The sequence below is a fragment of the Streptomyces sp. NPDC059080 genome, assembly GCF_042739975.1.
GTDB classification, from domain to species: Bacteria; Actinomycetota; Actinomycetes; order Streptomycetales; family Streptomycetaceae; genus Streptomyces; species Streptomyces benahoarensis.
This window is the reverse complement of record NZ_JBHYGX010000009.1, coordinates 70,996-85,481: the sequence shown is the minus strand read 5'-3', so window position 1 is coordinate 85,481 and position 14,486 is coordinate 70,996. Positions and strand designations below refer to the sequence as shown.

At 72.2% G+C, this 14,486-nt stretch carries 13 protein-coding genes; 11 read left to right on the top strand and 2 right to left on the bottom strand.

Features of this window, described 5'->3' with window-relative positions; all coding sequences use genetic code 11:
• Nucleotides 1-119 precede the first annotated feature (119 nt).
• Complete coding sequence (locus tag ACFWWQ_RS10015; protein WP_384593050.1) at nt 120-1,565, bottom strand: glyceraldehyde-3-phosphate dehydrogenase; 1,446 nt, start codon at nt 1,563-1,565, stop codon at nt 120-122.
• 195 nt (nt 1,566-1,760) lie between these two features.
• Between ACFWWQ_RS10015 and rpe the strand changes: the two genes are divergently transcribed.
• The 9 genes from rpe (at nt 1,761) to ACFWWQ_RS09970 (ending at nt 11,358) form a co-directional block, all read left to right on the top strand.
• Complete coding sequence (gene rpe / locus ACFWWQ_RS10010; protein WP_384593047.1) at nt 1,761-2,441, top strand: ribulose-phosphate 3-epimerase; 681 nt, start codon at nt 1,761-1,763, stop codon at nt 2,439-2,441.
• Nucleotides 2,442-2,646: 205 nt separating this feature from the next.
• Nucleotides 2,647-3,636 carry a sugar-binding transcriptional regulator gene (locus ACFWWQ_RS10005; protein ID WP_384593344.1) on the top strand — a complete coding sequence of 330 codons (990 nt, stop codon included), beginning with the start codon at nt 2,647-2,649 and terminating at the stop codon, nt 3,634-3,636.
• Between the two features lie 159 nt (nt 3,637-3,795).
• On the top strand, nt 3,796-4,245 hold the full coding sequence (locus ACFWWQ_RS10000; protein ID WP_384593044.1) for a ribonuclease domain-containing protein: 450 nt from the start codon (nt 3,796-3,798) through the stop codon (nt 4,243-4,245).
• Nucleotides 4,242-4,688 (top strand): barstar family protein, encoded by a 447-nt coding sequence (locus tag ACFWWQ_RS09995; RefSeq protein ID WP_384593041.1) that lies wholly within the window; start codon nt 4,242-4,244, stop codon nt 4,686-4,688. Before ACFWWQ_RS10000 ends, ACFWWQ_RS09995 begins: the two co-directional genes overlap by 4 nt.
• Nucleotides 4,689-4,779: 91 nt before the next feature.
• The gene (locus tag ACFWWQ_RS09990) at nt 4,780-6,243 is read left to right on the top strand and encodes a GuaB1 family IMP dehydrogenase-related protein (RefSeq protein WP_384593038.1); all 1,464 of its coding nucleotides are present in this window, start codon (nt 4,780-4,782) and stop codon (nt 6,241-6,243) included.
• A gap of 355 nt (nt 6,244-6,598) precedes the next feature.
• Nucleotides 6,599-8,071: an amino acid permease gene (locus ACFWWQ_RS09985; RefSeq protein ID WP_384593035.1), complete on the top strand. Its 1,473-nt coding sequence runs from the start codon at nt 6,599-6,601 to the stop codon at nt 8,069-8,071.
• 10 nt (nt 8,072-8,081) lie between these two features.
• Nucleotides 8,082-8,537 carry an Lrp/AsnC family transcriptional regulator gene (locus ACFWWQ_RS09980; RefSeq protein WP_384593032.1) on the top strand — a complete coding sequence of 152 codons (456 nt, stop codon included), beginning with the start codon at nt 8,082-8,084 and terminating at the stop codon, nt 8,535-8,537.
• 245 nt (nt 8,538-8,782) lie between these two features.
• The gene (locus ACFWWQ_RS09975; RefSeq protein ID WP_384593028.1) at nt 8,783-9,586 is read left to right on the top strand and encodes a carbon-nitrogen hydrolase family protein; all 804 of its coding nucleotides are present in this window, start codon (nt 8,783-8,785) and stop codon (nt 9,584-9,586) included.
• A gap of 80 nt (nt 9,587-9,666) precedes the next feature.
• Nucleotides 9,667-11,358, top strand: coding sequence for a flavin monoamine oxidase family protein (locus ACFWWQ_RS09970; RefSeq protein ID WP_384593025.1), 1,692 nt, complete (start codon nt 9,667-9,669; stop codon nt 11,356-11,358).
• A gap of 98 nt (nt 11,359-11,456) precedes the next feature.
• Here ACFWWQ_RS09970 and ACFWWQ_RS09965 read toward each other — a convergent pair whose 3' ends face one another.
• Nucleotides 11,457-12,167 (bottom strand): DUF5995 family protein, encoded by a 711-nt coding sequence (locus ACFWWQ_RS09965; RefSeq protein ID WP_384593022.1) that lies wholly within the window; start codon nt 12,165-12,167, stop codon nt 11,457-11,459.
• Nucleotides 12,168-12,361: 194 nt separating this feature from the next.
• On the opposite strand from ACFWWQ_RS09965, the gene ACFWWQ_RS09960 reads away from it, so the two are divergent.
• Both ACFWWQ_RS09960 and ACFWWQ_RS09955 read left to right on the top strand, forming a co-directional pair.
• Nucleotides 12,362-12,817, top strand: a complete 456-nt coding sequence (locus tag ACFWWQ_RS09960; RefSeq protein ID WP_384593019.1) for a phospholipase — start codon at nt 12,362-12,364, stop codon at nt 12,815-12,817.
• 165 nt (nt 12,818-12,982) lie between these two features.
• On the top strand, nt 12,983-14,368 hold the full coding sequence (locus ACFWWQ_RS09955; protein ID WP_384593016.1) for a uracil-xanthine permease family protein: 1,386 nt from the start codon (nt 12,983-12,985) through the stop codon (nt 14,366-14,368).
• Nucleotides 14,369-14,486: the final 118 nt, after the last annotated feature.

Below are 14,486 nucleotides of genomic sequence, written 5' to 3'. Positions count from 1 at the left end.
CCCCGCCGCCCCCGCGCCGCCCCGCGGCGGCGCCCGCGCCCGCCCCGCGCCTGGGCGCGGGGGGGCCCCCCCCCCCCGGCCGCTCGCCGCCCGCTTCGCCGATCGCGGGTGCCGCGTGCTCAGACCGCCGGGGCCGGGTACGTCGGGTACTCCACGCCGGAGACGTACTGCACGACGCGGATGACCTGGCAGGAGTAGCCGAACTCGTTGTCGTACCAGAGGTAGAGGATCGCGTTGTCGCCCTCGACCTTGGTGGCACCGGCGTCGACGATCGAGGCGTGGCGCGAGCCGATGAAGTCGTTGGAGACGGCGTCGGGGGCGCTGGTGAAGTCGATCTGACGCTTCAGCGGGGAGGTCAGGGACACCTCGCGGAGGTGGTCGAGGACCTCCTCGCGGGTGGTCTCGCGGGCCAGCTGGAGGTTGAGGATCGCGATGGAGACATCCGGCACGGGCACCCGGATCGAGCTGCCGGTGATCTTCGCCTTCAGGTCGGGCAGCGCCTTGGCGACGGCGGAGGCGGCGCCCGTCTCCGTGATCACCATGTTGAGCGGCGCCGAACGGCCGCGCCGCTCCGACTTGTGGTAGTTGTCCAGCAGGTTCTGGTCGTTGGTGAACGAGTGGACGGTCTCGACGTGGCCGCGCACGACGCCGTACTCGTCCTCCATCGCCTTCAGCGGCGGGACGATCGCGTTGGTGGTGCAGGAGGCGCAGGACAGGATCTGCTCGTCCGGCTTGATCATGTCGTGGTTGACGCCGTGGACGATGTTCGGGACGTCGCCCTTGCCCGGGGCGGTCAGGACGACCTTGTCGACACCGGGGCGCAGGTGCTTCGACAGCCCCTCGCGGTCGCGCCACTTGCCGGTGTTGTCGATGAGGATGGCGTCCTTGATGCCGTACGCGGTGTAGTCGATCTCGGACGGGTCGTTCGCGTAGATCACCTTGATCTCGTTGCCGTTGGCGACGATGGTGCTGTTCGCCTCGTCAACGGTGATCGTGCCCTGGAACTGACCGTGGATGGAGTCGCGCCGCAGCAGCGAGGCGCGCTTGACCAGGTCGTCGGCGCCGCCGCCGCGCACGACGATGGCGCGCAGCCGCAGACCGTTGCCGGAACCGGCCTTCTCGATGAGCAGCCGGGCGACGAGGCGGCCGATGCGGCCGAAGCCGTACAGGACGACGTCCCGGCCCTGGCGGCACTCGATCTTGTTGGCGCCGGTGGCGCCGGCGACGGCCTCGGCGGTGAACTCCTCGACGCTCAGGCCGCGTTCGTCGGCCTTGTACGTCGCGGCGAGCATGCCGAGGTCGATCTGGGAGGGGCCGAGGTCGAGCGTGGTGAGCGCCTGGAGGAACGGCAGGGTGTCGGTGACCGACAGCTCCTCACCGGCGATCTGCCGGGCGAAGCGGTGGGTCTTGAGGATGCTGACCACCGACTTGTTCACCAAGGAGCGGCTGTGCAGCAGGACGGTCACGTCCCGCTCGCGGTGCAGCTTCCCGATGATCGGGATCATCGACTCCGCGATCTCCTCGCGGTTCTTCCAGTTGGTGAACGAGTCGTCGTTGACAGTCACAGGCTTATCTCTCGATCGAGCTAGGCGGTGCTCATATGCTAACCCGACGCAATGTCGATACTCCGGCCGGTGTCCGAGGGGGAGCGCGGGAAGCGGGCCCGGCTTCCCGGGCCGCGCCCCCCGCCCGCGGCTCTTCCCGGACGGCCCCGGGGCCACCCCGCGAACGCCCCGGGAAAGGCAGGCCATACTGGTCACATGGCCTTGATCAACCCCAGCATCCTGTCCGCGGACTTCTCCCGGCTCGCCGAGGAGGCGCGTGCCGTCGAGGGCGCCGACTGGCTCCATGTCGACGTGATGGACAACCACTTCGTGCCCAATCTCACGCTCGGGGTGCCGGTCGTCGAGTCGCTGAGCAAGGCGACGGACACCCCGCTCGACCTCCATCTGATGATCGAGGACCCGGACCGGTGGGCGCCGCAGTACGTGGAGGCGGGCGCGGGCTCGGTGACGTTCCACGCGGAGGCGGCGGCCGCCCCCGTACGGCTGGCGCGGGAAATCCGGGCGCAGGGCGCGCGGGCGTCCATGGCCCTCAAGCCGGCCACGCCCATCGAGCCGTACGAGGACCTGCTGCCCGAGCTGGACATGGTCCTGATCATGACCGTGGAGCCCGGCTTCGGCGGGCAGGCGTTCCTCGACATCATGCTGCCGAAGATCCGCCGCACCCGTGAGCTGATCTCCCGGCACGGGCTCCAGATGTGGCTCCAGGTCGACGGCGGGGTGTCGGCGGCCACCATCGAACGGTGCGCCGAGGCCGGCGCCGACGTCTTCGTCGCCGGATCCGCCGTCTACGGTGCCGACGACCCCGCCAAGGCCGTCCGTGAGCTGCGGGAGCAGGCCGTGGCCGCGACCCCGGCGGGCTGGGGCTGCGCCCACTGATCCCGGGCGGCGGGGCGAACTCCGGCCCGCCGCCACTCCTTTCCTCCTCGCGCCGCCCCCGGTTGTCCGCGCCGCCATCGGCCGTTCACGGCCCCGGGGTGGTGGTGGTCCCCGTCCGCCCCGGGTTTCTGCAAGGATGAGCAGAGACTCGATCAGATGCGCAGCAGGGGAGATTTTCGTGGTAGCCAGCCGCCCGCAGTCCGGTATGGGCCCCGCCGAGCTGGTGCAGGCCGCGGCCATGGCCCGCCGTTTCTATCTGGAGGGCAAGTCCAAAATCCAGATCGCCGAGGAGTTCGGCGTCAGCCGCTTCAAGGTCGCCCGGGTGCTGGAGACGGCGCTGGAACGTGATCTCGTACGGATCGAGATCCGGGTGCCGTCCGAGCTGGACGCCGAACGCTCCGACGCGCTGCGCGCCCGCTACGGCCTGCGGCACGCCGTCGTCGTCGAGTCCCCGGCCGACGCCTCCGAGGAGGCCGCCGACCCGGAGAACCTCGGCGAGGTCGCCGCCGACCTCCTCGGCGAGCTGGTCACCGAGGGCGATGTGCTCGGCCTTGCCTGGGGCCGCTCCACCATCCACATGGCGGCGGCGCTGCACCGCCTCCCGCCGTGCACCGTCGTCCAGCTCACCGGGGTCTACGACGCGGGGACCGCCGACCGCGGCTCCGTCGAGGCCGTCCGCCGGGCCGCCGACGTCTCCGGCGGCGAGGCGCACCCGATCTACGCGCCGATGCTGCTGCCGGACCCGGCGACCGCCGCCGCGCTGCGCGGCCAGACCGGCATCGCCCGCGCCTTCGACTACTTCGACAAGGTCACCGTCGCCTGCGTCTCCATCGGCTCCTGGGAGCCCGGCGTCTCCACCGTCTACGACATGCTGAGCGACGACGAGCGCGCGCACTACGCCTCGCTGGGCGCCGCCGCCGAGATGTCCGCGCACCTCTTCGACACCGAGGGCCGCCGCATCGGCCGGGATCTGGGCGAGCGGTGCATCACGGTCGAGGCGGACCGGCTGCGCCGCATCCCCGAGGTCGTCGCCATCGCGGGCGGCCGCCGCAAGGCCGCCGCGATCGGCGCGGTGCTCCGCTCCGGCCTGGTCACCAGCCTGGTCACGGACACCGCCGCCGCCGATCACCTGCTGCTGGAGACGGGTCCGGGCCCGCGCCCGGCGCTGGAGCGTACGGATCCGGACGGGGCCTGAGGGTCGCGCGGGGCCGCGCCGGGCAGCGGTAGCGGGCCCCGCACCGGGCCGGGACCGGACCGGCGCGCACCCGCGCGCACCACCCGCCCCGCCGCACCCCGCACCGCAGCGGCGGAACCGGCCCGGCGGCCCGGCGTCCGCTGTGACAGCATCGGCGCCATGAAGATCCGCTTCTCCCTCCGCCCGGCCACCACTGCCCTCGCGGCGCTGCTCTCCGGGCTGCTGCTGGTCCTCACCGGATGCGGTCCGGGCCACGGCTCCGCCGCCTCCCCGGGCCCCGCCACCCACACCGCTGCCTCCCGTCCGGCCGGTGCCCCCGGCTGGGCGCACGGGATGGCGACGGTTGCGGAGCGGGAGCTGCCGCGCGAGGCCCGCGAGACGCTGCGGCTGATCGACGCCGAAGGCCCGTACCCGTACCGCAAGGACGGGACCGTCTTCGGCAACTACGAGAAGCGGCTGCCGGGGCAGGCCCGCGGCTATTACCACGAGTTCACCGTCCCCACCCCGGGCGCCCGGGACCGCGGTGCCCGCCGTCTGATCACCGGTGACCACCACGAGACCTACTACACCGCCGACCACTACCGGACCTTCAAGGCGGTGCTGCGATGACCACCCCCGTGCCCCGGCCGCTGGCGGCGGTCCTCGGCGGGAGCACACCGCCCGGCGTGCTGTCCTGGCCCGCCGGGCGCCCGGCGGCCGATGCGCTCGCCGCGGCCACCGACGCCGGTTGGCAGGGCGCCGACCTCGATCTTTCCGACGTCCGGGACAAGGCGGCCTTCCTCGGCCGTTGCGCCCGTGCGCTGCGCTTTCCCGACTGGTTCGGGCACAACTGGGACGCGCTCGCCGACTGTCTGACCGATCTGTCGTGGTGCCCGGCCGCCCGCGGACGGCTGCTGGTGATCACCGGCTGGCAGGAGTTCGCCGTGGCCGCGCCCGAGGACTGGCATGTCGTCGAGAACGTCATCGCCGACGCGGTGGCCTACTGGCGCGACACCGACACCGGCCTCGCCGTGATCCTCGCGCGGGGCCCGGCCCGGCCCGCCGCCGACTGACCCGGGCCGCCGTTCGTCACTTCGCACAGCCCGGCCCGGCGGCTCGTCGGATGATCGCATCACCGCAGGTGGCGGCCCGTATCCTGGCGGTATGCGATTCCTGAACCCGAAGAACGGCGCCCTCGAAGAGTGTTCTTCGGTGCCGTACGACCTGACGTACGACGATGTGTTCATGGTGCCCGGCCGCTCGGCCGTCGGCTCCCGGCAGGGCGTGGACCTCGCCTCGCAGGACGGCAGCGGCACCACGATCCCGCTGGTGGTCGCCAACATGACCGCCATCGCCGGCCGCCGGATGGCCGAGACCGTGGCCCGCCGCGGCGGCCTCGTCGTCATCCCGCAGGACATCCCGATCGAGGTCGTCACCGACGTCGTCACCTGGATAAAGCGCCGCCACCTCGTCCTGGACACCCCGATCGTGCTGTCACCCGTCGCGACCGTCGCCGACGCGCTGGCGCTGCTGCCCAAGCGGGCGCACGGCGCGGGCATCGTCGTCGAGGGCGGCCGCCCGCTCGGCGTGGTGACCGAGCACGACCTCGCCGGGGTCGACCGCTTCACGCAGGTCGCCGAGGTCATGTCGAGGGATCTGCTGGTCCTGGACGCCGACATCGACCCGCGGGAGGCGTTCAACCGCCTGGACGCCGCCCACCGCAAGCTGGCGCCCGCGGTCGACGAGGACGGCATGCTGGTCGGCATCCTCACCCGCAAGGGCGCGCTCCGCGCCACCCTCTACACCCCCGCCACCGACCGCGAGGGGCGGCTGCGGATCGCGGCCGCCGTCGGCATCAACGGCGATGTGGCCGGTAAGGCGAAGGCACTGCTCGACGCCGGAGTGGACACCCTTGTTGTGGACACCGCGCACGGTCACCAGGAGTCCATGATCAGCGCGGTCAAGGCCGTCCGGGCGCTGGACCCCCAGGTCCCGATCGTGGCCGGGAACATCGTCGCCGCCGCGGGCGTCCGCGATCTGATCGAGGCCGGGGCGGACATCATCAAGGTCGGCGTCGGACCGGGCGCGATGTGCACCACCCGGATGATGACCGGCGTGGGCCGCCCGCAGTTCTCCGCGGTGCTGGAGTGCGCCGCCGAGGCGAAGAAGTACGGCAAGCACGTCTGGGCCGACGGCGGTGTGCGCCACCCGCGCGACGTGGCGATGGCGCTGGCCGCGGGCGCCTCCAACGTCATGGTCGGCTCGTGGTTCGCCGGGACCCTGGAGTCGCCCGGCGACCTCCAGCACACCGCCGACGGCCGTCCGTACAAGGAGAGCTTCGGCATGGCCTCGGCCCGCGCGGTGCGCAACCGCACCAGCGAGGAGTCGGCGTACGACCGGGCCCGTAAGGCGCTCTTCGAGGAGGGCATCTCCACCTCGCGGATGTTCGTCGACCCGGCGCGCCCCGGCGTCGAGGACCTCATCGACTCGATCATCGCGGGCGTCCGCAGCTCCTGCACCTACGCGGGCGCCGCCTCGCTCGCCGAGTTCGCCGAGAAGGCCGTGGTCGGTGTGCAGAGCGCCGCCGGTTACGCCGAGGGCAAGCCGCTCCACGACAGCTGGAGCTGATCTCCGTACGCCCCGCAGGGGCCCGCGCCGAAACGCTTCGGCACGGGCCCCTGCGGCGTTCCCGCAGCTCCCGCCGGAGCGCGGGGCGGGGTGGGGCGCCCGTACGATCGGGTGGTGGGCGCGCAACGAACCACCGGGGCCCGCCACGGCGCGCAACGTTCCGCCGTGGTTGCGCAAGGAACCTGCATTACGGCAGGTCAGGGCCGGGCCGTAAGGTCAAGCGCTGTACGTGGAGTGGCGGGGACCGCCTGCTCGGCGGTCTCCTGCTGCGGGTGCGTTCCGCCTGCCCGCACGCCGACCGCCGCCGGTCACCGTCCCCCGTTCCCCGACCGGCAGCGATGAAGGAGCCACCCCAGTGTTGGAGCACGGCGCAGCCCCGCCCCCCGGGGGCAGCGGCCCCCGGCCCCCGTTCGCGGGGGGCCTCGGCACCCGGTTGATGCGGCGCAAGCCCGTCGAACGGCTCATCGCCGAGGGCGGCAGGGGCGAGGGCGGCTCGCTGCGACGCTCGATGGGCATGTGGCAGCTGACGATGATCAGCATCGGCGCCACCCTCGGCACCGGCATCTTCGTCGTCCTCGGCGAGGCGGTGCCCGACGCCGGACCGGCCGTGATCCTCTCCTTCGTCATCGCGGGCATCACCGCCCTCTTCTCGGCGCTCTCCTACGCGGAGCTGGCCGGGACCATCCCGGTCTCCGGCTCGTCCTACTCGTACGCCTACGCCACCCTCGGCGAGCTGGTCGCCTGGGTCTGCGGCTGGTGTCTGATCCTGGAGTACGGCGTCTCCGTCGCGGCGGTCGCGGTGGGCTGGGGGCAGTACCTCAACGAGCTGCTGTCCGGGACGATCGGCGTCACCCTCCCCGCCGCGCTCTCCCAGCCGCCCGGCAGCGGCGGCATCTTCAATCTCCCGGCGCTGCTCGTCGTGATGCTCGCCATGGTCTTCCTGCTGGGCGGCGCCAAGGAGAGCGCCCGCGTCAACACGATCATGGTCACCGTCAAGATCATCGCGCTGCTGCTCTTCTGCGGGGTCGCGCTCCAGGGCGTGAAGTCCGGCAACTACCAGAACTTCATGCCGATGGGCATGGCGGGCGTCAGCGCCGCCGGTGCCACCCTCTTCTTCTCCTACATCGGCTTCGACGCCGCCTCCACCGCCGGTGAGGAGGCCCGCGACCCGCAGCGCGACCTGCCGCGCGCGATCATGCTGTCGCTGCTCATCGTCACCACGCTGTACTGCCTGGTCGCCGCCGTCGCGGTGGGTGCGCTGCCCTGGCAGCGGTTCAAGGGGTCGGAGGCGGCGCTCGCCGGGATCCTCAAGGAGGTCACCGGCCAGGACATCTGGGCCGTGCTGCTGGCCGCCGGTGCCGTCGTCGCCATCGCCAGCGTCGTACTGACCGTGCTCTACGGGCAGACCCGCATCCTCTTCGCGATGTCCCGCGACGGGCTGGTGCCCCGGGTGTTCGCCAAGGTGCACCCGAAGTCCGGCGCACCGCGCGCCAACACCGTCATCGTCGCGCTGTTCTGCGGGGTACTCGCCGCCGCCGTGCCGCTCGGTCAGCTCGCGGACGCCACCAGCATCGGCACGCTCTTCGCCTTCGCCCTCGTCAATGTCGCGGTGATCGTGCTGCGCCGGACCCGCCCCGATATGCACCGCACGTTCCGCACCCCGCTCTCGCCGCTCTTCCCGGCGATCGGCTTCGTGCTGTGCGCCTACATGATGGGCAGCCTGTCCCCGGTGACCTGGGCGGTTTTCGGAATCTGGATGGCCGTCGGCCTTGTGGTCTACTTCGGGTACGGCATGCGCCGCTCCCGGCTGGCCCCGTCAGAGAAGTGATCCGCCCGCAGTGCGACTGAACGACCTCGACGAACGCATCGTCCACGCCCTCGCCGAGGACGCCCGGCGCAGCTACGCCGACATCGGCCAGCAGGTCGGGCTCTCCGCCCCGGCCGTCAAACGCCGGGTGGACCGGCTGCGCGCCGAGGGGGCCATCACCGGCTTCACGGTGCGCGTCGACCCGGCGGCGCTGGGCTGGGAGACCGAGGGCTACATCGAGCTGTACTGCAGCCGCAACACCTCGCCCGAGGCGATCCACCGCGGTCTGTCGCGCTACCCGGAAGTGGCGTCCGCCTCCACCGTCACCGGTGAGGCGGACGCCCTCGTCCAGGTCTTCGCCTCCGATATGCGCCACTTCGAACGGGTTCTGGAACGCATCGCGGGCGAACCGTTCGTGGAACGCACCAAGTCCGTCCTCGTCCTCTCCCCGCTGCTGCGACGGTTCGGCTCGGGGTCGCCGGGCTGAGGGGGCGGCCCACCGCGGCGCCCGTCGCGACGGCCCGGCGCCCGCCACCCCTCCGCGCGCCCCTCTCCACAGCCCTCGCCGGACCCCGCGAACTCCCCGGAACCGCCCCCGCAACGAATCGCCGCCGCGCCCCCGATACGCGCAACAAATCGCTCGCCGGGACGCAACGGAGGCGCCTTGTCGCAGGTCAGCGCGGGCCCGTACGGTCATTGCGTCCCACCACGAACCGTCCGCCGAGGGGTCCCATGTCGTCGCTGCGCACCGCCCTGTTCCAGAGTTCGGGCAGGCCCGGCGACCCGGCGCACAACCTGGCGCTCCTGGAGGCGGCCGCCCGTGACGCGGCCGCCTCCGGCGCCGGACTGCTGGTCACCTCCGAGCTGTTCCTCACCGGCTACGCCATCGGCGACGACGTCCGCCGCCTCGCCGAGACCGCCGACGGGCCCGCCGCCCGCCGGGTCTCCGAGATCGCCGCGGAACACCGCATCGCCCTCGCCCACGGCTACCCGGAGCGCGCCCCCGAGGGCCCCGAGGTCTACAACTCGGTGCAGCTCACCGGCCCCGACGGCACCCGGCTCGCCACCTACCGCAAGACCCACCTCTTCGGCGACTTCGAGCGTGAGCACTTCACGCCGGGCACCGAACCGGTCGTCCAGGCGGAGCTGGACGGCCTCCGGATCGGCCTGCTGATCTGCTACGACGTGGAGTTCCCGGAGAACGTCCGGGCGCACGCGCTGGCCGGTACCGATCTGTTGCTGGTGCCCACCGCCCAGATGCACCCCTTCCAGTTCGTCGCCGAATCCGTCATCCCGGTGCGCGCCTTCGAGAGCCAGCTGTACGTCGCGTACGTCAACCGCACCGGCCCCGAGGGCGCGTTCGAGTTCGTCGGTCTGAGCGCTCTGGCCGGGCCCGACGGCATCGTCCGTACCCGCGCCGGACGCGGTGAACAGCTGGTCACCGCCGAGGTCGACCCCGCCTTCCTGCGGGCGTCCCGGGACGGCAACCCCTACCTCGCCGACCGGCGCCCGGGGCTCTACGGCGCCCTCGGCTGACGCCGCCCCACCCGCACCGGGCGCCCGCGCCCGTCCCTTCCGCACCCCGTTCCACCCCGCCCTGCAAGGAGCCGTACCCGATGACGTCCACGGTGCCCACCGCCGCCCACCACGCGGACACCCAGCCGCCGATCACCATGTTCGGCCCGGACTTCCCGTACGCGTACGACGACTTCCTTGCGCACCCGGCGGGCCTCGGCCAGGTGCCGGCGACCGAGCACGGCAAGGAGGTCGCCGTCATCGGCGGCGGTCTCTCCGGCATCGTCACCGCCTACGAGCTGATGAAGATGGGCCTCAAGCCCGTCGTCTACGAGGCGGACGAGATCGGCGGACGCCTGCGGACCGTCGGCTTCGAGGGCTGCGACTCCTCGCTGACCGCCGAGATGGGCGCGATGCGCTTCCCGCCGTCGTCCACCGCGCTCCAGCACTACATCGACCTGGTGGGCCTGACGACCACGCCGTTCCCCAACCCGCTGGCGCCGGACACGCCCTCCACCGTCGTCGACCTCAAGGGCGAGTCGCACTACGCCCGTACCGTCGAGGACCTGCCCGAGGTCTACCACCAGGTCATGGACGCCTGGAACGCCTGCCTGGAGGAGGGTGCCGACTTCTCCGGCATGAACCGCGCCCTCCGCGAGCGGGACGTGGAGCGCATCCGGGAGATCTGGTCCCGCCTCGTCGAGAAGCTCGACAACCAGACCTTCTACGGCTACCTCTGCGACTCCGAGGCGTTCCGGTCCTTCCGCCACCGGGAGATCTTCGGTCAGGTCGGCTTCGGCACCGGCGGCTGGGACACCGACTTTCCCAACTCCATCCTGGAGATCCTGCGGGTCGTCTACACCGAGGCCGACGACCACCACCGCGGCATCGTCGGCGGCAGCCAGCAGCTCCCGCTGCGCCTGTGGGAGCGCGAGCCGGGCAAGATCCTCCACTGGGCGCCGGGCACCTCCCTCGCCTCGTTGCACGGCGGCGCGCCCCGCCCGGCCGTGACCCGGCTGCACCGCACCGCCGGCAACCGCATCACCGTCACCGACGCCACCGGCGACATCCGCACGTACGAGGCGGCGGTCTTCACCGCGCAGTCCTGGATGCTGCTGTCGAAGATCGACTGCGATGACGCGCTGCTGCCCATCGACCACTGGACGGCGGTGGAGCGCACCCACTACATGGAGTCGTCCAAGCTGTTCGTCCCCGTGGACCGGCCGTTCTGGCGGGACAAGGACGAGGAGACGGGCCGGGACGTCATGTCGATGACGCTCACCGACCGGATGACCCGCGGCACCTACCTCCTCGACAACGGCCCGGACGAGCCCGCCGTCATCTGCCTCTCGTACACCTGGTGCGACGACAGCCTGAAGTGGCTGCCGCTGGACGCCAACGAGCGGATGGAGGTCATGCTGAAGTCGCTGGCCGAGATCTATCCGAAGGTCGACATCCGCAAGCACATCATCGGCAACCCGGTCACCGTCTCCTGGGAGAACGAGCCCTACTTCATGGGCGCGTTCAAGGCCAACCTGCCCGGCCACTACCGCTACCAGCGGCGCCTGTTCACCCACTTCATGCAGGACCGTCTGCCCGAGGACAAGCGGGGACTCTTCCTCGCGGGCGACGACATCTCCTGGACGGCGGGCTGGGCCGAGGGCGCCGTGCAGACCGCGCTGAACGCGGTGTGGGGCGTCATGCACCACTTCGGCGGCGCCACCGACGCCACCAACCCCGGCCCCGGCGACCTCTACGACGCCATCGCGCCGGTGGAACTCCCGGAGGACTGACGACCTCGCCGCGATGGCCGGCGGCATCGTAGAACTCTCAGGAACCCACCCTGATCCGCCCCGCCCGGACCGTCTGCCCAGCGGTCCGGGCGGTGGCGTCAGCCCAGCGGCGTCAGCAGACAGCGGCCCACCAGACCGGTGCCCGCGTCCAGCCGCTCGGCGCACTCCCGCGCGAACTCCGGCGCCCGCCGCGCGCCCCACAGCATCCGCGCCGCGGCCCACGCCCCCTCCTGCGCCCGCTCCAGACTCCACACACCGGCCAGATGCGCCAGCGGACCGGTGACGTCCAGCGCCTCGGGACCGGGCGCGAGATGCTCGCGGATGTGCTCCTCCAGACCGGTCAGCGCCGCGCCCAGCCGGTCGAAATCGCCCTCCAGCCGGGCCGGTTCACACCCCAGCGCCTGGCAGGCGTCGACCACCGCGCGCACCAGATCGTGCCCGACCTGCGCATTGAGCCCGGCCAGCGCGAACTGCAGCGGCCGCACACCCGGATGGTGCCGCAGCTGGAACAGCGGCCGCCAGCAGGCCGGGAGCGGCAGCCCGACGGCCGCCGCGTCCACCGCCGCCGCATACCGCCGCGCCAGCCGCAGCTCCAGCTCGCCCGCGTCCGCCGCCCCCAGGAACAGCCCCGCGCGGCCCGCCGCGTCCCCCTGTCGCGCCGCCGCAAGGCAGGCGCGGGTGAAGACGGCCACGCCGTCGCCGTCCGGCAGTGCGTCCGCCGACGCCCGCAGCCGGGCCCGGACGGCCGCCGGACCGCGGGTACCGCGCGCGGACGGGACGGCCGTGGCGCGTTGCTGAGTGGTCGTCATCGGCTCAGCGTGGCACCGTCCGGGGGAACAATGCGCAATCCTGTATGGCTTTGACCGGAACGGGGTAATTACCGGCGCGCCCTCTTGTGGCCGCGGTCGCTGCGGCGGGGAGGGTAACGGCCCTTGAGAACCGCATACTCCGGCGCGCGTGGACGCATCCCGCGCCAATGCGGCGCCGGACACCGGAGGTTGGCATGTTCCGACGGCGCGCCGCCGCCCTGACCGCCCCGCTTCTGGCCCTGGCCGCGACGCTCGTCGCGGCGGCCCCCGCACAGGCCGTACCGGCCGACAAACCGCAGGTACTGACGCGCTGGACGCAGACCGGACCGACGAGCTACACGCAGTGGGCGACCGCCCGCGCGCACCGGGCGAAGTGGTCCGCGTACGGCTTCGACTGGTCCACCGACTACTGCTCCTCCTCGCCCGACAATCCGTTCGGCTTCCCGTTCCGGATGTCCTGCGCCCACCACGACTTCGGCTACCGCAACTACAAGGCGGCCAAAACCTTCGCCGCGAACAAGCCCCGGCTCGACACCATGCTCCACGCGGACCTCCGCCGGGTGTGCACGCGCTACACCGGCGCCAAGAAGAAGTCCTGCGACGCGCTGGCGTGGACGTACTACGAGGCCGTGAAGAGGTTCGGCCGCTGATCCGCCACGGGCGGCCCGGGAGCGTTCCGGGCCGTCCGCGGCGCGCTGGACCGGCCGGGGGACACCCGGGCTCTTCCCACGGCCGGTTTGTCCAGAAGCGATCGTTCGACTATGAATCACCTCGGCTCTGTGACGTGCAGGGCGTCGCAGATGTGGAGAGTGATCATGGCTGGTTTCGGGTGGAAGCTGCACGGAGACGGGCGTCACCTGGAGCCGGGGGAGGTGGTCAAACCCGGGGAGCGCCTCACCTGGGGGCGGACGATCGGGCTCGGCGCGCAGCACGTCGTGTCGATGATCGGGGCGTGCTTCGTCGCGCCGGTGCTCATGGGGCTGGACCCGGGGCTCGCCCTCATGGCGTCCGGTGTGGCCACCATGCTCTTCATGCTCATGACGCGCGGCCGGATCCCCAGCTACCTCGGCTCCTCCCTCTCCTTCGTCGGCGTCTCCGCGGTCATCGCGGGCCAGGGCGGTGACGCGGGCACCCTCACCGGCGCGATGCTGGTGGTCGGCGCGTGCCTGGCCGGGTGCGGTATCGCCATCCACATCCTGGGCGCCCGCGTCATCCACGCGGTGCTGCCGCCGCCGGTGACCGGCGCGGTCGTCATGCTCATCGGCTTCAATCTCGCGCCCGTCACCGCCTCGACGTACTGGCCGCAGGACCAGTGGACGGCGCTGGCGACGATGCTCTTCACCGGCCTCGCGCTGGTCGCGCTGCGTGGGTTCTGGTCGCGGATCGCGATCTTCCTCGGGCTCCTCTTCGGCTATGCGCTGTCCTGGGTCCTGGACCGCACCGCCGGGCAGATCCACTCCGCCGACGGCTCCGGCAAGATCACCGACCACTGGCGCATCGACTTCTCCGGCGTCGCCAACGCCGACTGGATCGGCCTGCCGACCTTCCACGCCCCGAACTTCTCCGCGTCCGCGATCCTCGTCGCGCTGCCCGTCCTGGTGGCGCTGGTCGCCGAGAACGCCGGGCACGTCAAGGCGGTCGGGGAGATGACCGGCGATCCGCTGGACGACAAGATGGGCATGGCGATCGTCGCCGACGGCACGGCCACCGTCCTGTCCACGGCGGTCGGCGGCCCGGCCACCACCACCTACGCGGAGAACATCGGCGTGATGGCCGCGACCCGCGTCTACTCGACCGCCGCGTACACGGCGGCGGCGGTGTTCGCCCTGCTCTTCGGCCTGTGCCCGAAGTTCGGCGCGGTGGTCGCGGCGATCCCCGGCGGCGTCCTCGGCGGTATCACCGTCATTCTCTACGGCATGATCGGCCTGCTCGGCGCGCAGATCTGGATCCGTAACAAGGTCGACTTCACGGTGCCGCTGAACCTCATCCCGGCCGCGGCGGGCGTCGTCATCGCCATCGGCGGCGTCTCCCTGAAGATCAGCGACCACTTCGAGCTGGGCGGCATCGCCCTGGGCACGCTCATCGTCCTCACCGGCTACCACAGCCTGCGCTGGCTCTCCCGCACGGCGGGCCGGCGCGGCGCGCCGCTCCTCGACGCGGGGACCACGGAGTACGACGGGTCGGCGGGGAAGGACGACTGAGGCGGCGCCACCCGACGGGCGGGGCGGGCACGGGCGGGAGCCCGGTGTCCGCCCCGCCCGCTGTTGCGTCCGGGCCCGCGGCTTTCCCGTCCGGGCCCGCGACCGCCCCGGCCTGCGT